Source organism: Kribbella sp. NPDC055071, assembly GCF_053608045.1.
This window is the reverse complement of sequence record NZ_JBSGUS010000014.1, coordinates 153993-172608: the sequence shown is the minus strand read 5'-3', so window position 1 is coordinate 172608 and position 18616 is coordinate 153993. Positions and strand designations below refer to the sequence as shown.

General features: G+C 67.2%; 19 protein-coding genes. 9 read left to right on the top strand and 10 right to left on the bottom strand.

Annotation, left to right across the window (positions count from 1 at the left end; genetic code table 11):
- The first annotated feature begins 46 nt into the window (after positions 1 to 46).
- The 3 genes from pip (at position 47) to ACWF4Z_RS23570 (ending at position 2233) form a co-directional block, all read left to right on the top strand.
- Complete coding sequence (pip, locus tag ACWF4Z_RS23580; RefSeq protein WP_452245276.1) at positions 47 to 1000, top strand: prolyl aminopeptidase; 954 nt, start codon at positions 47 to 49, stop codon at positions 998 to 1000.
- Positions 1001 to 1068: 68 nt separating this feature from the next.
- Positions 1069 to 1878 carry a phytanoyl-CoA dioxygenase family protein gene (locus tag ACWF4Z_RS23575; protein WP_452245275.1) on the top strand — a complete coding sequence of 270 codons (810 nt, stop codon included), beginning with the start codon at positions 1069 to 1071 and terminating at the stop codon, positions 1876 to 1878.
- Between the two features lie 25 nt (positions 1879 to 1903).
- Positions 1904 to 2233: a cupin domain-containing protein gene (locus ACWF4Z_RS23570; protein ID WP_452245274.1), complete on the top strand. Its 330-nt coding sequence runs from the start codon at positions 1904 to 1906 to the stop codon at positions 2231 to 2233.
- Here the strand turns inward: ACWF4Z_RS23570 and ACWF4Z_RS23565 are convergent.
- Genes ACWF4Z_RS23565 through ACWF4Z_RS23555 form a run of 3 tightly spaced genes read right to left on the bottom strand, consistent with a single transcriptional unit; the run spans position 2230 to position 5474 of the window.
- Positions 2230 to 2823, bottom strand: a complete 594-nt coding sequence (locus ACWF4Z_RS23565; RefSeq protein WP_452245273.1) for a YdeI/OmpD-associated family protein — start codon at positions 2821 to 2823, stop codon at positions 2230 to 2232. The genes ACWF4Z_RS23570 and ACWF4Z_RS23565 overlap by 4 nt on opposite strands.
- A complete protein-coding gene (locus tag ACWF4Z_RS23560) occupies positions 2820 to 3788 on the bottom strand; it encodes a helix-turn-helix transcriptional regulator (protein WP_452245272.1) in 969 nt (322 codons plus the stop codon). Before ACWF4Z_RS23560 ends, ACWF4Z_RS23565 begins: the two co-directional genes overlap by 4 nt.
- 39 nt (positions 3789 to 3827) lie before the next feature.
- On the bottom strand, positions 3828 to 5474 hold the full coding sequence (locus tag ACWF4Z_RS23555; RefSeq protein ID WP_452245271.1) for an FAD-dependent monooxygenase: 1647 nt from the start codon (positions 5472 to 5474) through the stop codon (positions 3828 to 3830).
- A 155-nt stretch (positions 5475 to 5629) separates the two neighbouring features.
- On the opposite strand from ACWF4Z_RS23555, the gene ACWF4Z_RS23550 reads away from it, so the two are divergent.
- The gene (locus tag ACWF4Z_RS23550; RefSeq protein WP_452245270.1) at positions 5630 to 6592 is read left to right on the top strand and encodes an ATP-binding cassette domain-containing protein; all 963 of its coding nucleotides are present in this window, start codon (positions 5630 to 5632) and stop codon (positions 6590 to 6592) included.
- On the top strand, positions 6592 to 7407 hold the full coding sequence (locus ACWF4Z_RS23545) for an ABC transporter permease (protein WP_452245269.1): 816 nt from the start codon (positions 6592 to 6594) through the stop codon (positions 7405 to 7407). The genes ACWF4Z_RS23550 and ACWF4Z_RS23545 overlap by 1 nt, the downstream gene beginning before the upstream one ends.
- 73 nt (positions 7408 to 7480) lie before the next feature.
- Here ACWF4Z_RS23545 and ACWF4Z_RS23540 read toward each other — a convergent pair whose 3' ends face one another.
- Positions 7481 to 8326 (bottom strand): NAD(P)H-binding protein, encoded by an 846-nt coding sequence (locus ACWF4Z_RS23540; RefSeq protein WP_452245268.1) that lies wholly within the window; start codon positions 8324 to 8326, stop codon positions 7481 to 7483.
- 91 nt (positions 8327 to 8417) lie between these two features.
- Here ACWF4Z_RS23540 and ACWF4Z_RS23535 point away from each other — a divergent pair, with 91 nt between their 5' ends.
- Positions 8418 to 9350, top strand: a complete 933-nt coding sequence (locus ACWF4Z_RS23535; protein ID WP_452245267.1) for an AraC family transcriptional regulator — start codon at positions 8418 to 8420, stop codon at positions 9348 to 9350.
- Here the strand turns inward: ACWF4Z_RS23535 and ACWF4Z_RS23530 are convergent.
- From ACWF4Z_RS23530 to ACWF4Z_RS23520, 3 genes are all read right to left on the bottom strand, one after another.
- Positions 9347 to 10036 (bottom strand): dienelactone hydrolase family protein, encoded by a 690-nt coding sequence (locus ACWF4Z_RS23530; protein WP_452245266.1) that lies wholly within the window; start codon positions 10034 to 10036, stop codon positions 9347 to 9349. The two genes, ACWF4Z_RS23535 and ACWF4Z_RS23530, sit on opposite strands and share 4 nt — an antisense overlap.
- Positions 10037 to 10269: 233 nt before the next feature.
- Entirely contained in the window at positions 10270 to 11703 is a 1434-nt protein-coding gene (gene rox, locus ACWF4Z_RS23525; protein ID WP_452245265.1) for a rifampin monooxygenase, read from the bottom strand.
- A 219-nt stretch (positions 11704 to 11922) separates the two neighbouring features.
- A complete protein-coding gene (locus tag ACWF4Z_RS23520) occupies positions 11923 to 13152 on the bottom strand; it encodes an MFS transporter (protein ID WP_452245264.1) in 1230 nt (409 codons plus the stop codon).
- Positions 13153 to 13233: 81 nt separating this feature from the next.
- On the opposite strand from ACWF4Z_RS23520, the gene ACWF4Z_RS23515 reads away from it, so the two are divergent.
- Positions 13234 to 14130, top strand: coding sequence for a LysR family transcriptional regulator (locus ACWF4Z_RS23515; RefSeq protein ID WP_452245263.1), 897 nt, complete (start codon positions 13234 to 13236; stop codon positions 14128 to 14130).
- Positions 14131 to 14171: 41 nt separating this feature from the next.
- Here the strand turns inward: ACWF4Z_RS23515 and ACWF4Z_RS23510 are convergent, their stop codons facing one another.
- Together ACWF4Z_RS23510 and ACWF4Z_RS23505 are read right to left on the bottom strand one after the other, a co-directional pair.
- Positions 14172 to 15011, bottom strand: a complete 840-nt coding sequence (locus tag ACWF4Z_RS23510; protein WP_452245262.1) for an SRPBCC domain-containing protein — start codon at positions 15009 to 15011, stop codon at positions 14172 to 14174.
- The gene (locus ACWF4Z_RS23505) at positions 14995 to 15570 is read right to left on the bottom strand and encodes a helix-turn-helix domain-containing protein (RefSeq protein WP_452245261.1); all 576 of its coding nucleotides are present in this window, start codon (positions 15568 to 15570) and stop codon (positions 14995 to 14997) included. Before ACWF4Z_RS23505 ends, ACWF4Z_RS23510 begins: the two co-directional genes overlap by 17 nt.
- A gap of 196 nt (positions 15571 to 15766) precedes the next feature.
- Here ACWF4Z_RS23505 and ACWF4Z_RS23500 point away from each other — a divergent pair, with 196 nt between their 5' ends.
- Both ACWF4Z_RS23500 and ACWF4Z_RS23495 read left to right on the top strand, forming a co-directional pair.
- The gene (locus ACWF4Z_RS23500) at positions 15767 to 16846 is read left to right on the top strand and encodes an ABC transporter ATP-binding protein (protein WP_452245260.1); all 1080 of its coding nucleotides are present in this window, start codon (positions 15767 to 15769) and stop codon (positions 16844 to 16846) included.
- Positions 16847 to 16915: 69 nt separating this feature from the next.
- Positions 16916 to 17314, top strand: coding sequence for a RidA family protein (locus ACWF4Z_RS23495; protein ID WP_452245259.1), 399 nt, complete (start codon positions 16916 to 16918; stop codon positions 17312 to 17314).
- On the opposite strand, the gene ACWF4Z_RS23490 is transcribed toward ACWF4Z_RS23495, so the two are convergent.
- On the bottom strand, positions 17311 to 18576 hold the full coding sequence (locus ACWF4Z_RS23490) for an FAD-binding oxidoreductase (protein WP_452245361.1): 1266 nt from the start codon (positions 18574 to 18576) through the stop codon (positions 17311 to 17313). The genes ACWF4Z_RS23495 and ACWF4Z_RS23490 overlap by 4 nt on opposite strands.
- Positions 18577 to 18616 lie beyond the last annotated feature (40 nt).

Here is an 18616-nt window from a genome sequence, read left to right as displayed (position 1 = left end):
CTGTTACATTAGATCTAACAGCACTGTTAGATCTGGGGAGCGCAGCATGTATCCGGAGACCGAGCCGTACGATCACGGCCTGCTAGACGTCGGCGACGGCAATCGCGTCTACTGGGAGGTCTGCGGGAATCCGGACGGCAAACCAGCGCTGGTGATCCACGGCGGCCCGGGATCCGGAGCCGCGCCCGGGTGGCGCCGGTACTTCGATCCCTCGAAATACCAGGTCGTCCTGGTCGATCAGCGCAACTGCGAGCGCAGTACGCCGGACGCCGCCGAGCCGGATGTGGACCTCAGCAAGAACACCACCTGGACCCTGATCGCCGACTTCGAGCAACTCCGCCAACACCTCGGGATCGAGAAATGGTTACTCCTCGGCGCGTCCCACGGAGCCACACTCGGACTCGCGTACGCCGAGAAGCATCCGGAGGCGGTCTCGGAGATCGTGCTGTTCAGCGTCACGAACACGACCCGGCGCGAGGTCGACTGGGTTACCCGGCAGATGGGCCGGGTCTTCCCCGAGGAGTGGGCGCGCTTCCGTGACGGCGTGCCGGCGGATCAGCGGGACGGAAACCTTCCGCTCGCCTACAGCAAACTGCTGCACGACCCGGATCCCGCCGTACGGGCGAAGGCCGCGCGGGACTGGTGCGACTGGGAGGACACCCATGTCCGCACGCATCCAGGGTGGCGGCCCGACACCCGGTACGACGATCCCGTCTTTCGGCTGCGGTTCGCGCGGCTCGTCACTCACTACTGGGGTCACGCGGCCTGGCTGGAGGAGGACGTGCTGGTCCGCGAGGCCGGTCGGCTGGCCGGGATTCCTGGGGTGTTGATCAACGGCCGGCTCGATATCAGCAGTCCCGCGGATATCGCCTGGCGGATGGCTCAGGCCTGGCCGGACGCGGAATTGCATCTGGTCGACGGGGAAGGGCACGGCGCAGGTGGAAGTAACACCCAAATTCTTGTGCTCGCGGCACTGGACCGGTTCGCCACGCGGAAGTGATTGAACGCGGCAAAGATTTGATCACTGATCTTTACAGCGGTCGAGGACAGCGGGAACGCTAGGGTCCCATGACCTTGACCCGCCCCGAGCTCGAGACCGTCTACACCCTCAGCCGGTCCGACATCGCGCGCTTCGCCGAGCACGGCTTCGTCAAGCTGAAGAACGTTCTCAGCCCCGACACGATCGCGGCCTACGAACCGGAAATCACCGGCAAGGTGATCGAGTTGAACACCCAGCACCTGCCGCTGGAAGAGCGCGACACCTACGGGAAGGCGTTCCTGCAGGTGATGAATTTGTGGCAGGACAGCGAGCGGGTCCTGGAGTTCGTTTCGTCGCCGCGGCTGGCGAAGATCGCGGCGCAATTGCTCGGGGTCGCGTCGGTTCGGCTGTACCACGATCAGGCGCTCTACAAGGAGTCCGGCGGCGGCGTGACGCCGTGGCACGCGGACCAGTACTACTGGCCGTTCCGGACCGATCGCTGTGTGACGGTGTGGGTGCCGCTGCAGGAGACGCCGATGGAGATGGGTCCGCTGTCCTTCGCGGCGGGTAGTCACGTGTTCGAGCACGGCCGGGACCTGCCGATCAGCGACGAGTCCGAGCGGATCCTGCAGGAATCGCTGGCGGAGCAGGAGTTCCCGGAGGTCTCCGAGCCGTACGAGCTCGGCGAGGTCAGCTACCACCTCGGCTGGACGTTCCACCATGCGCCGGCGAACGAGACCGACGTACCCCGCCGGGTGATGACGATCATCTACGTCGACGCCGCGATGGAGATCGCCCACCCCGTCAACGGCATGCAGGAGTCCGACCTCGCCCACTGGATGCCGGGCAACAAACCCGGCGAACTCATCTCCTCCCCGTTCAACCCGATCCTGTACTGACCCACACGTTCGTAGGATCGGTGCCATGGAACCGATGAGCCGGGTGATCGTCCTCGACGAACAGTTGCCCGAGGCACTCGCCGTTCAGCGCGTCGAGGTACGACGAATCACCATGCAGCCTGGTGTTGCGGCCGGTGCCCACGTCCACAACGGGCCGGTCTTCGGCAGCATCGAGTCCGGCTCGGTGAGCTATCAGCAGGCCGGCGGCGCTGAGCAGACCCTCCGCGCAGGCGACGTCTTCTACGAGCCTGCGGGCATCGAGATCACCCGCTTCGACGCCCTCGACGAGGGTGTCACCTTCCTCGCCTACTTCCCGCTGACGCCTGGCCAGGAGCCCGCGATCACCTCGCCCTAATCTCCGTCCAGCGTCCGCTTCTGCGGGTAGATGGTTTCGCCGCGGGACAGTTGCTCGACGAATTGGGCGATCCGGTTCGCTCTGGTCTCGGGGCGTTTGAGTGTCGTGACGCGGTAGATCACCGCGAACCGGTTCGCACTGGTCAGGATGTCGAACATCGCTTGGGCTCGTGGCTCCGCGGCCAGCGCGGCGGCGAGGTCGGCGGGGATCTCCTGCCGGGAGGAGGCGTCGTACGCCGCGTCCCAGCGCCCGTCGGACTTGGCACGGTCGACCTCGGCGTGGCCGGCCGGCCGCATCCGGCCTTCCTCGACCAACCGGGCGATGATCCCCACGTTGCGCTTCGACCACATGCTGCGAGCGCGTCGCGGTGTGTACCGCTGGATGAAGGTCTGCTCGTCGCGGCCCTTGCGCTGGCCGTCGATCCAACCGTGGCACAAGGCTTCATCGAGGGCCTCGTCGTACGTGAGGCTGGTCGGGTCGGTGACGTTCTTCTTCGCGAGCACCAGCCAGATGCCGTCCGAGACCTGATGGTTCTCGCCGAGCCAGGCTCGCCAGGCGGCCGCGTCCACAACGATCAACTCCGCCGTCATGACGCTGCCGCCCGGTAGCGCGCGGCGAGGTGGGCGGCCGCGTCCTTCAGTTCCTGGGGACCGACGAACTCCAGGTCGGACTCGAACATGCCGAAGGTGGCGGCCAAACCGGTCCATGACCAGGCGGTGAGGATGAGCCGGCAGGTGGTCGGGGTGATCTCCTCGACGATCGCGCCGCGGCCGGCCCACTGCGCGATGTCGGACGCCTTCGCCTGCAGGATCGCCTCACCGCGGCACGTCATCTGGCTGCCGGTCTGGAACCGGCTGGAGATGTACGTCGCCACATCCGGCGCGGGCAACTCCCGTGGGGTGAATCGCGGCCCGGTCGGGGTTTTCGGCACCATCCGGTCCACCCGGAAGGTCCGCCAGTCGTTCCGGTCCAGGTCCCACGCGACGAGGTACCACCGACCACCCCAGGTCACCAGGTGATGCGGCTCGACCTTCCGCGGCGGCACCCAGTCCTGGTCCGACTGCACCGATGCCGGGTAGTCGAACCGCAGCACCTCACGCGCCCGGACCGCCGTACCGATCGCCATCAGGTGCTCCGCGTCCACCTTCGTACGGCGGGTATCGGCGTACTTGTCGACTGTCGTCACCTGGAGCGCGTCGACCCGTTGCCGCAACCGCGCCGGCATCACCTGACGGACCGTCGCGAGTGCGCGCAACGCGCCCTCCTCGATCCCGGCGACCGTGGTCGTCGCGGTCTGCAGGGCGACCGCGACGGCGATCGCCTGGTCGTCGTCGAACAGCAGCGGCGGCAGCTCGGCGCCTGCGTCGAGGCGGTAGCCGCCGTCCGGTCCCTTGGTGGCGCGCACGGGGTAGCCGAGGTCGCGCAACCGGTCGACGTCGCGACGGACCGTGCGCGGGCTGACCTCGAGTCGTTCGGCCAGCAGTGCGCCCGGCCAGTCGCGGCGGGCCTGGAGCAGGGACAGCAGCGAGAGGAGTCGGGCCGAGGTCTCGGACATGACCTCAGATTGCCACGAGTACCGGTCAGGTGCTGTCCGCTATGTCAAGCGGCGGGCGAGGTCGGCCAGGATGTCGTCGGCGTCGATCGGGGTCCCGCGGTAGCCGATGTACTTGTCGGGCCGGACCACGAAGGCGGATCCGTTCTCGATGCCGTACTGCCGGTGAGCGGTCCGGTCCGGGTCGGCGAGCATCTTGGGATGGTCGGCGTACCGGCCGGCGCTGATCACGCGCGCGACGACCAGACCCGGGTACGTCGTCTCGATCCGTTCGGCCAGCCGGGTCAGCTCGACGGCGTTCGCGGCGCCGTCGTCCCAGCCGGTGAACAGCAGGACGGTGTGGTGCGTGCCGCGGAGCACGTCGTACATGCGTCCCTCGCCCAGCGTCACCTCGCGGGCGCGCTCCCCCGGTGCGACCGCGTCACCCCAATGGCCTCCGGTCTCCGCGTTGAGTGGGCTCTCCGGGTACGAGAGGTGGAGCTCGGACAGCAGCCCGGCCAGGAAGCGACGACTCGACTTCGCTTGCAGCACACGGCTCCCGACCCCCGGCAGCACGTGCTCGCGGATGAACTTCATCGGCGACTGCTGGCCGGAGATCACCGAGAACATCCGGTCGGTGGTCTTCAGCAGCCGCCGGCCGATCGGATGCCGGTCGGCCTGGTAGCTGTCCAGCAGGCGATCGGCCGCCGCACCGGTTGCCACGCCACGCTCGATCAGGGCGAGCTTCCAGGCCAGGTTGTAAGCATCCTGGAGCCCGGTGTTCATACCTTGCGCGCCGGCCGGACTGTGCACATGTGCCGCGTCACCGGCGAGGAAGACCCGGCCGTCCCGGTAGCGCGGCACTCCACGGCGGTGGATCCGGTACCGGCTGACCCAGTACTCCTTGACCACTCGCGTCGGGTACGGGATCCGGGCGTCGATCATCGCCTGGAACTCCTCGTGGGTCGGCTCGCTGTACTCCGCGCTGGGCCCGTCCTCCTTCGCCTTGACGTTGCCGAAGATACGGAACCGATGCTCACCGGGCATGTTGAACGCGGCGAAGATCCCAGCCTTGGAGATGAAGACATAGAGCTCGTCGTCCGGCAGCTCCCAGTCGAGCTCGGCGTCGGCCATGATGAATTCTTCGTGGTACGTCGCACCCTCGAACGGGATCCCGGTTGCCTCGCGCACCTTGCTGTGGGCACCGTCGGCACCAATGACCCAACCGGCCCGGATCTGCTCGGTACCACTGTCGATCCGATGGACAGTGACCGTGACGCCGTCGTCGTCCTGGACCACATCGGTGACGGCCATCCCGCGGTCGACCTTGACACCCAGCTCCGACAGATGGTCGGTCAGGATGCGCTCGGTGTCGTGCTGGGAGATGGTGAAGCCGTACGGATACTCGCTGTGCGTCTCCGGACCGTCGAGCAAGCCCAGGAGCTCGATGCGGACGTGATTCTCCTGGCTGTAAACGGCATTCAGCGCCTTGACGATGCGACCGGTCTGCAGGACCGGCTCGGTCAGACCGATGTCGTCGTACAGCTCGAGCGTCCTGGACCAGGTGATCAGAGCGCGGGAGGTCGTCGCCGGCGCCTCGGCCCGGTCGATGATCCGCACCTGCGTCCCATGTCTGGCCAGCTCACCCGCGGCCATCAGCCCGGTCGGTCCGGCGCCGACCACTAGTACCGGTACGTCCCAGTCAGTCATTCCGACCCTCCTGAATTCATCGGTTGATGAATTCATCCTACGCTGCGTGATCCGGCCAGACAACTTCGGTGACGAGAACCACCTCGGGTGGAGGCCAGGACCTGTCCTCTACTGCTGGAAAGGTCGTGCCCATCAACCTCACTGAAGGAGACATCGTGATCAGCACACGAGAGCTCACCCGGGACTTCGTGGTGAGCCGGACCGAGACCGTGCATGCGGTCCGCGGCATCAGCCTCGACGTCGAACCAGGTGAACTGGTCGCCGTCCTCGGCCCGAACGGCGCCGGCAAGACCACGACCCTGCGGATGCTCACCACCCTGATCACCCCGACGTCGGGGACCGCGACGGTCGCCGGGTACGACGTGACCGCGCATCCCAGCCAGGTTCGTCGTCGGATCGGGTATGTCGGTCAGGGCAACGGCGCCGGTCACCAGCATCGGGTCGGGGACGAGCTCGTCGGCCAAGGCGTGATCTACGGACTCGATCGGCGAGCGGCCAAGCGTCGTACGGCCGAGCTGGTCGAGGCGCTCGAGTTGACCGACCTGGTCAACCGCAAGGTGTCGGAGCTGTCCGGCGGTCAGCGGCGGCGGCTGGATGTCGCGATGGGACTCGTGCACGCGCCGTCGCTGCTCTTCCTCGACGAGCCGTCGACCGGGCTCGACCCGCAGAACCGGGCGAACCTGTGGGACCACATCCTGCGGATGCGCGAGCAGTACGCGATGACGATCGTGCTGACCACCCACTACCTCGACGAAGCCGACTCGATGGCCGAGCGGGTGGTTGTCGTGGACAACGGTCGGGTGATCGCGGACGACACCGCCGACGCCCTGAAGGCCAAGCTGGCGGGAGATCGGATCGCGCTGACCGTTGCTCCGGCCAATCTTTCACGGCTTGCGATCTTCGCCGAGAAGTTGCCTGGGGCTCGTGAAGTGGTTGCCGTTGGCGACGAGCTCAGCGTGCGGGTCGCGGACGGCCCGGCGGCACTGCCCGAACTGATCACGATCGCCCAGCAGAACGGCGTACCGGTGGCTGCGGCGCAGGTCCACCGGCCGACGCTCGACGACGTGTTCCTCAACCTCACCGGACGCACCCTGCGCGAAGACGGAAAGGCAGCCTGATGACCACCCTCACACTTCCGACGACTCCTACCACCACTGCCCAGCAGCAGTCGTCGCGGAACCTGATCCGCGACATCCGGATCGTGATGACGCGTGAGCTGAAACCGGTGCTCCGTGACCCGTTCTCCTTGCTGTTCGGGATGATCCAGCCACTGGTGTTCCTCGGCCTCTTCGGTCCGCTGCTCTCCGGATCGATGGGTGGCGCACTGGGCGGCAACGTCTGGCAGTGGTTCGTGCCGGCGATCCTGGTCATGACCACGCTCTTCGGTACGTCGACCACCGGCTCGAACCTGCTGTTCGAGTTACAGACCGGCGCGCACGAACGGATGCTGGTCACCCCGCTGTCCAGGTCGTCGCTGCTGATCGGCCGGGCACTGAAGGAGATGGTGCCGCTGTTCGGGCAGGCGGTGATCGTGATCGCCGTGATGACGCCGTTCGCGTTCGATCTGCATCTCGGTGGTGCATTGGTCGGTCTGGCGTTGCTCGCGGTGTTCGGGATCGGCTTGGGCTCGTTCAGCTACGCGCTCGCGATCGCGGTGCGCAAGCAGGACTGGATGTTCTGGGTCGTGCAGCAGACCTTCCTGTTCCCGCTGATGATCCTGTCCGGCATGCTGCTCCCGCTCGAGAGCGGTCCGGGCTGGATGAAGGTCGCCGCCCATTTCAACCCGCTCTCGTACGTCGTCAACGCCGAGCGGACCCTGTTCTCCGGCGATGTGCTGACCAGCTCGGTGGCCTGGGGTTGGCTGGCCGCGATCGTCACCGCCATCCTCGGCCTGGCCGTCGGCATCCGAATGATGCTCCGCTCAGCCGCTTGACCCCTGCCGACAAGCAGACGAAACCCTCGCACCTTAAAGGTGGGCGCGAGGGCTTCTGTCTCTTTCCTACCGGCTACTCCGTCCAGACTCCGGTGGTGGCGGTTTCGCGGGACCAGTCGGCGAAGCTGCGGGGGGCTCGGCCGAGGACCTTCTCGACGCCGTCGGAGACGTACTCGGAGCGGTGGTTGCGGATGACGGCGAAGAGGTCGCGGACGGCCTCGGCGTCTTCCTGGGTGAGGCCTTGCTCGATCAGCTCGCGGACGTGGGCCTCCGGTTCGAGGTCGACGTACCCGATCGGTCGGCCGGTCGCGGTGGAGAGGAGTTCGGCGACCTCGGTCATCGTCAGCGGGCGTGGGCCGGACAGAGCGAGGATCTGGCCGGTGTACGCCTCGTTGAGGAGGGCCTCGGTCATCACGTCGCCGACGTCGTTGGTGTCGATCCAGGCTTCGGCGCCGGTGCCGGCCGACAGCCGGATCTCGCCCGCCAACACGTGGTACCGCAGGAAGTCCTCACTGAAGCCCTGGGCGAACCACGCCGGTTGCACGATGGTCCAGTCCGCGCCACTCGCCTGGACCGCGTGCTCCAGATCGAGCTGGCCGTCGTACACGGCGAAGTCGCGTCCCGGACTGCCGACGCCGCGGCCGGACAGCAGCACCACGCGGCGGAGCCCTTCGGCTGCGGCCTGCTTGACGAAGCGGCCGGCCTGGGCGAGTCCGGTCGGGCCGACCGGAGGCGCGAGGTACGCCGTGTCCGCGCCGGCGATCGTGGGTGACCAGGTGCTCTCGTCATACCAGTCGAAGCGCTGCGCGCTGGAGCGGGACGCGAGCCGGTACGGGATGCCGCGGGCGTCGAGCTGCGCGGCGACGCGGCGGCCGGTCTTGCCTTTACCACTGAGGATGAGGATCGGTGTCGTTGTCATGGGACTAGTTCATCGGGATTCGATGAGACAAACCATGGCTGTTCGTCCCAGTTCGATGTTCGTGACGCTCATCTGGGGTTAGGGTTGGGGCATGGACGTACTCGACGATCTCCTGGCCGGGACCCGCGCACGGGACGGGGTCTTCAACCTGACGATCATGGAGCTGCCGTGGGCGATCGAGATCCGCGACGAGGCGCCGCTCGCGCTGGCCACCCTGGTCCGCGGGTCGGGCTGGGTGACGCGCGACGGCTCCGAGCCGGTCTGGATGGGCCAAGGCGATGTCGCGATCTTCACCGGGCCTTCGCCGTACGTCGTCGGAGACAGTGTCGAGACCGCGCCACAGTTGCGGATCCATCCGGGTGGCGCGTGCGAACCGTTGCCCGGGGCACCGGCCGACTACTCGGCACGCCTTGGGGTGCGGACGTTCGGCAGTCGCGCGTCGGGTGAGGTGATGGTTGCCAGCGGCACCTATCAGCTCGCCGGTGATGTCGGCCGGCGGCTCGTCACCGCGCTCCCGTCGGTGCTCGTCGTACCGGCCGAGGATGTCGCGGGGCCGGTGATGGACATGATCATCGGCGAGATCCAGCGGGATGCGCAGGGGCAGCAGACGGTGCTGGACCGGTGGCTCGATCTTGCCCTGATCACCACGTTGCGCGCGTGGTTCGAGCGGCCCGAATCAGTGGCGCCGGGGTGGTACCAGGCGCAGACGGATCCGATCGCCGGCTCCGCCTTGCGACTGCTGCACGAGGATCCGGCGTACCCGTGGAACGTCAGCGAGCTCGCCGACCGGGTCGGGGCGTCGCGCGCATCGCTGGCTCGTCGGTTCACCGCACTCGTGGGTGAGGCGCCGATGAGCTACCTCACCGGCTGGCGGATCACCCTCGCGGCCGATCAGTTGCGCTCGACCAAGGACACCGTCGAGACCATCGCGCGGCGGGTCGGGTACGCGAACGCGTTTGCACTGAGCGTTGCCTTCAAACGCGTTCGCGGTACGACGCCGACCGCGCATCGACGGGCTGCTTAGCCAAGAGTCGCCTGCAGGAACGCGAGCGCCTGCGGCCACGCCAACCGATAGGCGGCGGCGTTCACCTCGTCCTCCTGACGAGACTTGTGGGTGAAACCGTGCGCCGCGCCGGGGAAGTAGTGGGTGAACGTCGCGCCCGTCGTCCGTGCCTGCAGGACAGTCTGCAGCGTCTCGAAGTCGGCATTCGGTACGGCGGCGTCCGCGCCCGGGTAGCTCACCAGCACCGGCGCGGTGATCCCGGCCGACTCGGCGATCGCGTCGTACGTGTGATGCGGCGGCAGGTTCGACGGAACGGTCGGGTGGAACGCGGTGACGTTCGCGACCCGCTGATCCCGCGCCGCGAGCAGGAACGCGAACCGTCCGCCGAGGCACCACCCGATCACACCGACCTTGTCGCATCCCAGCTCGCCGGTCAGGTGGTCGAGCAACTCGACCTGCTGACCCAACGCGGTGTCGTCGTTCATCTGCCCCAGCTGCGCACTGAGCTCGTCCCGCGTCGAGTTGTCCAGGCTGTTCCCGTCGAACGGATCCCACACCAGGGCTGTGATCCCCTCCCCCGCCAACTCATCGGCCCACTCCCGCAGCTGCGCGCCGATCCCGGTGATCATCGGCAACAACAACATCCCGGCCTTACCCGCTCGAGCCAGGTACGCCTTCTGCTCGCCAACCTCCACAGTCACACCCATGCGCGCATCGTAGCCCCGCCCCAACCCCCGCCTCCGTCCCCGCCCCGCGGCTCCGACGCCCCTTCCCAAGGCCGACTTTGTGCACGAGATCCGTACGCCGCGAGCCGCAGAACACGGATCTGGTGCACAAAGTCGAACCTACTTCCGGTATCTGGGTCGGGTGTGGGTGGGCGGGGGTTTGGGGTGGGCGGGGGTTGGGGTGGGGCGGGCGTTGGGTTGGGGTGGGGTGGGTGTTAGTTGGTGGGGTTTCCGAACCAGGTGCTGAGGTGGGGGGTCAGGTCGGATTGGGTGGTGCCCAGCCAGGCGACGTAGCCGTCGGGGCGGAGGAGGACGGCGGGGGTGTCGAGGTCTTCGCTGGTGTCGACGACGTGGTCGACGCGGTCGGACCAGCCTGCGTTTGAGAGCTGGCCGGTTTGGTCCAGGAGGAGGCCGCGGCCTTGGTGCATCAGGCCGTAGAGGTGTCCGCTCTTGAGCTCGATGTCGCGCAGCCGCCGGCCGAGAAGTTCCGGACCTTCGCCGAAGTCGTAGCGGATGCCGAGGCCGGTGATCATCTCGATCAGGAACTTGTGCACGTCCTCGAAGTCCATCAGCTTTGAGACCAGACGTCGTACCGACTGCGCGGACCGCTCCGGCGACATGAGCACGGACTGGGCGCGAGTGTTCTCCAGTACGTCGTTCGCGACCGGATGCCGCTCCGTGAAATAGGTGTCCAGCAGGTCGTCCGGCGCCCAGCCCGCGACCGCTCCGGCCAGCTTCCAGCCGAGGTTGAACGCGTCCTGGATGCCGAGGTTGAGCCCCTGCCCACCGAGCGGCGGGTGGACGTGCGCCGAGTCACCGGCCAGGAAGACCCGACCGACCCGGTACTGCTCGGCCAGCCGGGTCGCATCACCGAATCGCGACAACCACTGCGGCGAGTGCACACCGAAGTCGGTCCCTGCGTGGGCCTGCAACTGCTCTTTCAACTCATCCATGGTCGGCGGGATCGTGCGGTCCTCCGCGACATCCGCAGCCGGTACGACGACGCGGAACAGCACCCCGCCTCCGACGGACGGCCCGATCCCGAAGCCCAGGTTGGTCTTGCGGACCTCGGTCACGATGGCCGTCATTTCGTCCTGCGGAATCCCGATCTCCATCTCACCCAGCAGCCACTGCTTCTGCGGCGGCTCCCCTGGAAAGTCGATGCCGACCAACTTCCGCACCGTACTGCGGCCGCCGTCGCAGCCCACCAGATAGCGTCCGCGAACCTCCGTACCGTCGGCCAACTCGGCGGTCACGCCGTCGTCGTCCTGGCTGAGACCAACCACCTCGCTGCCGCGGCGGATCTCGGTGCCGACCTCGGCGGCGTGCTCGGCCAGCAGTCGCTCGGTGAAGGTCTGCGGAATCCCCAGCGTGTACGGGTGCGAGGTGTCCAGCTCGGGCCGCCGGTCCTTGGCGATGCCCGCGAAGAAGTTCCCCACCGGGTACTTCGTTCCGAGCTCGAGGAACCGCTCCAGCAGACCGCGCTGCTCCATGATCTCGACCGTGCGCGCGTGGATCCCCAGCCCACGGACCTCCTTGGCCTGTTCCGGGTTCCGCTCCAGGACGACCACGTTCACGTCGTGCAGCCGCAGCTCGGCCGCGAGCATCATGCCGGTCGGTCCGCCGCCGGCAATGATCACGTCAAACATCAAACCCCCCAGTAGACATCGCTTTCCTGCGGGGTGCGACCCGCAGGGTGTGACGTACGAGCGACGATTCTCCGGCACGACCTGGGCCTTGCGGCAAGTCCCCCAGTGCGGTATAACCTGAAAATGCAGGGAGATTCCTCTCCCTGCATTTTTGTTGCCCGCTGCAACGATCTGCTTCTGCGCAGATCTATTTCTGGGCAGATCTATTTCTGCGCAGAGCTACTTCTGGGCGGCCAGCATCCGCAGTACCGCCGCGTTGACCAGCACGAGGATCAACGCCGAGAAGATGAGCAGGGCAACATCGGCCGGCAGGAACGCCAGGCCCAGGCCGATCGCCAGGACCGGGATCGCCAGGCCCGCGTAGGCAATCAGGAACAGCGCTGCCAGGACCTCACCACGCGAGCTCGGCGCGGCGAGCGACGCGGCCGTGGCCACCGCGCCCCGGAAGACCAGACCCACCCCGGCACCAGCGACAACTCCGCCGACGATGAAGATCCACAGACTCGGCAGAAGTCCGCCGACCGCCACTCCGATCAGCCCGACCGACATCGCGACAAGTCCGAGGCGCAGCTGGTGCGGACGGGTCAGGCGAACGAAGACCACCTGGCTTCCGGCACCGGCGATGAAGACTGCGAACGTCACCACTCCGGCGAGCACCCGGGAGGTGTGGTGCAAGGTGCCGGCCAGGAACGTCGGAGCCAGCGACGTGAACAGCCCGAAGATCGCGAACGCCGCAAACGCACCGATCGCCGATGCGAAGAACAGCGGCTTGGCCGACGCCGGCAACGCCACCCGCTGCGGCCGGTACGCCGGCCGCTCCTCCTGCCGCTCCACCGTCTCCGGCACCAACGCGATCCCCACCGCGCTCAACAGCAGCAGAACAAGGAAGATCTCGTACGGGCGCTCGAGCGGCAAGTCGACGTACTGGGCCAGCAGGCCACCCACCAGCGGTCCGAACGCGAGTCCACCGAGGTTCACCATGCTCGAGATCAACGCGGACCGGCTCGGATCCTCACCAGGCCGCGCGACCTGTCGCAGCTCGGACAGGTGCGCGGTGGCGGTCGCGGTCAGGACGCCGACGCCGATCCCACAGATGAAGCGCGCGAGCAGCAGACCGGGGACGTCCTGCCACACCAGGAACACGACCGCAGACAACGCCTCGGTCAGCACTGCCAGCAGCGCAACTCGCCGCCGCCCGAGCCAGTCACTCACATGGCCGGCCAAGTAGAGCGAAGCCATCACACCGACCGCGTAGCTCGCGAAGATGATCGTGATGACGTACGTCGGGAACCCGTCGCGGTGCTGATAGATCGCGTACAGCGGTGTGGGGACCGTGGAGAACGCCATCGTGGTGAGGAAGGCGGCGGCGATCATCCAGAAGCCGGGGCCGTGGGACAAGCGCACTCGTGCAGTGGATCCGAGCGGACGCGCATCAGTCAAGGTGGACACAACTTCATGGTCGCGCGCGCGATCTATCGAGTCCAACGAAAGTTCTTGCATGCTCTTATCGATAGGTCCGATAATTGAGGCGTGGACAGTCGACAGCTCGAGTACTTCGTCGCCGTCGCGGAGGAGCTGAGCTTCACGCGGGCGGCGCGCCGGCTCTACACGGTCCAGTCCAGCGTGTCGGCCGCCGTACGAGCGCTCGAAACGGATCTGAAGACGACGCTGTTCGATCGGTCGACCCGCCGGGTCGCGCTCTCCGCGGCCGGGCAGGCGTTGCTGCCGGAGGCGAAGGCTGCGCTGGAGGCGTTGGACCGGGCTCGGGCCGCGGTCGAGGAGGCGTCGACCGGGCTGCGGGGCAACATCCGGATCGGCACGCTGGCGAGGCTGAGCTTGGTCAACCTGGCCGAGCTGCTGGGTGCGTTCCACCGGAAGTACCCGCTGGTCGACGTACAGGTGGCGACGTCGCCGACCGGATCGACTGGTCTCGCGGAGGACGTACGACACGGCCGGCTGGATGTCGCAATGGTCGGCCTGACGAAAGCGGAGCTGTCCGGACTCGAGATTCGGGACGTCGCGACCGTGCCGTTCGTCGTACTGCTGCCGTCGTCGCATCCGCTCGCCGGCGAACCAGCGGTTCGGCTGGAGGAGTTGAAGGACGAGCGGTTCGTCGACATGCCGCGCGGATTCGGCAACCGCAGCATGGTCGACCGCGCCTTCGAGAACGTCGGCCTGCCGCGACGGGTCCAGGTCGAGGTGCCGGAGCTGACCACGATCCCGGACTATGTCCGCGTCGGCCTCGGGGTCGCCGTCGTACCCGAGCTGGATCTGGACGCCGCCCCCGACGTCGCCCGGCTTCCCCTCGCGGACGCCGAGCTGAGCTGGACGTTGTCCGTGATCACGCTCAGCGGCCGGCGACCGAGTAGGGCGGTCACCGCCCTACTCGATCTCATCGCGGAAAGCACCCATCGGCCCTATTTTTAAGCGGCCCAGTTTTAAGCGGCCCAGTTTTAAGCGGCCCAGTTCTAAGCGGCCCGGATCTGCCAGTCGGACAGCTCGTTGTAGCGGCGGAGCATCGCGACTCCGGAGAGCCATCCGGTCCAGGCGCCGTACGGCGGGGTGGACTCGTCGAACCCACTCATCACGAACGTGAGCCGGGTCTTGCCGTCGGACTCGGCGAGCTCCCAGGTGCTGATGCCGGCCGGGCCCCAGTCCAGCGCCATCTTCTGGCCCTCGACCAGGTCGACGATCTCCACGCCCGGTCCGGCGTCGAAGCCGCCCATCACGAACCGGCCGCCCTTGCGGGCGTCGATGCCGACCGGGAATCCGAACCAGTCCGACATCTTCTCGGACTCGGTCAGCGCGGAGTACACCTGGTCGATCGGTGCGTCGATCAGCGCTTCGCCCTCGAAAATCGACGAGGTGAAGTCCGGCCTGGTCGTGAGTTCGCGACCTTCGAGGTGATCGACGAGGTTGGCCAGCGCGAGCGACCAGAAGGTCTGCAGCACGCCGCGGATGTTCGCGCCGCTGATCGCGTCGGCGTAGTCGAAATGGGTCTGCGACAGCTTGATCACCGTCGCGTCATCGCCGTCGGGGGTGAGGGTGATCTCGCTCGTGGTCTCCTCGCCGCCGAGTGTCCAGGCCAGCGTCAGCGTGCTCCCGTCGTACCCGAGAACTCGTTGGTGCGGCGCGTCGCCCTCGGGGATGTAGCGGCCCCAGAACTCGAAGGTGCCGGGTAGGTCGACGGTCGAGTGCTCGCCGAGCCAGCGGTTGAGGGCCTTGGGGTCGGTCAGGCCCTGGCGTGCGTCGTCGATGCCGACGCGGGCGCGGACCTGCAGGACGAGCGGTTCAGTCGGTGTGGTCATGGTCTTGGTCTCCCTTGGGGTAACACGCCACGGCCAGCTTGAAGGCATCGCCCTCGGAGCCGCCGTAGCGCTCGAAGAGGTCCTGCAGCGTGCCGCGCAGGTCCTGGAAGAACTCCTGCCGACGGTCCGGTGGAACCCGGATCTCGCCGGACACCGCGATGGACGGCAGCTCCGGAGCAGTCCGGTCCAGCGCGGCGATGTCGGTCTGGACCTCTTCCATCAGGTCCAGCAGGTAACCGAGGCTCAGCTCGTCGCGGGCCCGGCGGAGATCGCCGATCCGGCCGACGAGACGAGGCGAGAGCCAGTACGAACGGGCTGTCGCCTGGTAGATCCCCTCGTGAACGCCGCGCACCTTGCGCTCCTCCACGAGCGTCACCAGGCCGGCGTCGACGAGGCGCTTGACGTGGTAGTAGACGCGCTGCGGTGTCTGGCCGAGTTGCTCGGCCACCTCACCGCAGGTGTGCGGCTCCGCCAGCCGCCGCAATACCTCGATCCGCTGCGGCTTGAACAGGGCCTCGGCCTGCTCGAGCTGCTCCAGATGCATCACGTCTCTGATCACACAAAAAAGTTTGTACGTAAAAATTCTGCTTGTCAATGGCGTTGTCGGTTCCATCACACGGGAATGTAAGTTGGCCGCGGCACGTTTTAGGCTGTGCTTCGGTGATACGTCACCAGCCACAAGACACCCCACTCCTGGGGGCCTTTGCTACGGATCGTCCGGCACGTTCCTGCCGGCGAAGGGAAGGAAGCGCGACATGGCAACTGTCTCGTTCAAGGGAGCGACCCGGGTCTACCCGGGCACCGACGCCCCCGCTGTGGACAAGCTCGACCTCGACATCGAGGACGGCGAGTTCATGGTGCTGGTCGGGCCGTCGGGTTCTGGTAAGTCGACGGCGCTACGGATGCTCGCGGGCCTCGAAGAGGTCAACGAGGGTTCGATCTACATCGGCGACAAGGATGTGACCAACAGCCCGCCGAAGGAACGCGACATCGCGATGGTGTTCCAGAACTACGCGCTCTACCCGCACATGTCGGTCGCCGACAACATGGGCTTTGCCCTGAAGATGCAGGGCATCCACAAGGACGACCGCGCCAAGCGCGTCCAGGAAGCCGCCAAGCTGCTCGGCCTCGAGGAGTACCTCGACCGCAAGCCGAAGGCGCTGTCCGGCGGTCAGCGTCAGCGCGTCGCCATGGGCCGCGCAATCGTCCGTAACCCGCAGGTCTTCCTGATGGACGAGCCGCTGTCGAACCTCGACGCCAAGCTCCGGGTCCAGACCCGTACACAGATCGCCGAGCTGCAGCACCGGCTGGGCGTCACCACCGTCTACGTCACCCACGACCAGGTCGAGGCCATGACGATGGGCGACCGCGTCGCCGTCCTGAAGGACGGTCTGCTCCAGCAGGTCGACACCCCGCTGAACCTCTACGACCGCCCGCGGAACAAGTTCGTGGCCGGCTTCATCGGCTCGCCTGCGATGAACCTGATCGAGGCCGAGATCACCGACGGCGGCGCGAAGATCGGCGACTACGTCGTACCGATCGACCGGGCCATCCTGGCCAAGGCCGGCGACGACAAGACGCTGACGCTCGGCATCCGCCCGGAGGCGTTCCACCTCGCCGACGAGGGCCTGCCGGTGAAGGTCGCGGTGATCGAGGAGCTCGGCTCGGACGCGTTCCTCTACGGCACCGCCGAGCACACCGACGAGAAGCAGCAGATCATCGCGCGGATCGGCACCCGCCTCCACAACGACAAGGGCGCCCTGATCCACCTCGCCCCGGACGCGGACAAGCTGCACCTCTTCTCCACCTCCACCGAAGAGCGCATCAGCGCGTAATTCGTGCGTACGACGCCCTCCCCGCTAAAGCTGTTGACCGGGGAGGGCGTTGTCGCGTTGGGTCGAAGCGTGACGATCTCGCGAACGAACCCTGCCGAGCTGCACCCGACACCTGGGTACCACCACGTCACGTCGGTGCAGGCGGAACGGACGATCTACCTCGCCGGGCAGTGTCCGCTCGACCCGTCGGGCGAGCTGGTCCCCGGTGGGTTGGAGGGCCAGACCGCGCAGGTGATCGACAACATCCTGGTCGCGCTCGGATCCGTCGGCGCTGGGCCGACTGACGTCGTGCGGACCGTTATCTATGTGGCCAGCCCGGTGCGCGAGGACCTGTCGGCGGTGTGGACGTGGCTGACTGCCTCGCCGCTCGCACCGGCGTTCACGTCTGCCAGCACGCTGCTTGGCGTTGCGCAGTTGGGCTTTCCGGGTCAGCTGGTGGAGATCGACGTCACGGCGGCCCTTGGCTAGAGCGGGTGGTTCGGGGCCAGGCGGCGGTCTGCGTCGTACCTGGCTCTGAGGTTGGTCAGGCGGGTCCAGTCGGTGGGGTCGTAGGCATCGCGGACCTCGGCTGGGGTCAGTGGGCCGGCGCTGAAGTTGAGGGAGCGGCCGATGGTGACGTCGGACCATTGCTCGAAGATCTCGGGGCGCGGGTCGGCCTCGCCGGGGGAGATCACGGTGAGCGAGTAGGCCGCGTCGCGGTGGCCGATCGCGTTGTCGACGGGACGGGTGAGCGCACCTCCTAGGTGCCGGATCGCGACGACGCACATCGGGCCAGACCCGGCCAGTTTGGGGACGGTCGCGAGGGCATGCGGGTCGAGCTCGCTCAGGAGCGCGTTGCGGGAGCGGAAGCTGTCCGGCCGGTCGGGCTCGGCGAAGATCTTGCCGGAATCGATGTACGGCAGGTCGCCGACAGTGTCCATCGCCGGTTGACCGATCGATCTCAGGGGTTTGATCAGCTCCTCGCCCTGATTGCCGAGGATCGCGAGTTGGAGCTGCGCGATGTACTTGCCGCGGATCGCCTCGGGTATCGACGGCACATCCGGCAGCGGTACGAGCGCCATCGCTGAAGTCACCTCGTCGGGGACGGTCGCGGTCCACTCGCGCCAGGTGTCGAGCACGTGGGGGTGTTCGGCGAGGTCGAAGTACAGGCTTCCGCCGTACAAGGTCGGTACGTCGAAGAGGTCGATCTCGATCCCGGTGACGACGCCGAAGTTGCCGCCACCACCGCGCAGGGCCCAGAACAGATCCGGGTCGTCCTCGGCGTTCCGTCGTACCCCATCGGCTGTGATCACCTCGATCCGGCGGACATGGTCGGCGGCATAGCCGTAGCGCCGGGCCATCAGGCTGAGTCCGCCACCGAGCGTGTACGAGATCGCGCCGACGCCGGGGAAGCTGCCGGACAACGGTGCTAGCCCGTACGGCGCGGTCGCGTCGAGCACGTCCCGCCACGTCGCACCGGCTTCGATCCACGCGGTCTTCTTCGTGGCGTTCACCTTGATGCCGTTGAAGGCCCTGGTCGCGATCAGGACTCCGCCGTCGATCCCCGCGCCCAGACCATGACCGGCTGCTTGGACGGCGAGCTTCTCGTCGTGCTCGATCGCATAGCGGACCGCATCCTGGGTGTCCGCCGTACTCGTGACCGGGAAGATCACCGCGGGGCGGTGCGGGTCGCGTCGCTGGAATCCGAGCCGTGCTTCGTCGTACCCCTTGCTGTCCTTGGTCATCATCATGAGACTCACGCTAGGAGTCCTTGCGGACGTAACATGTCCG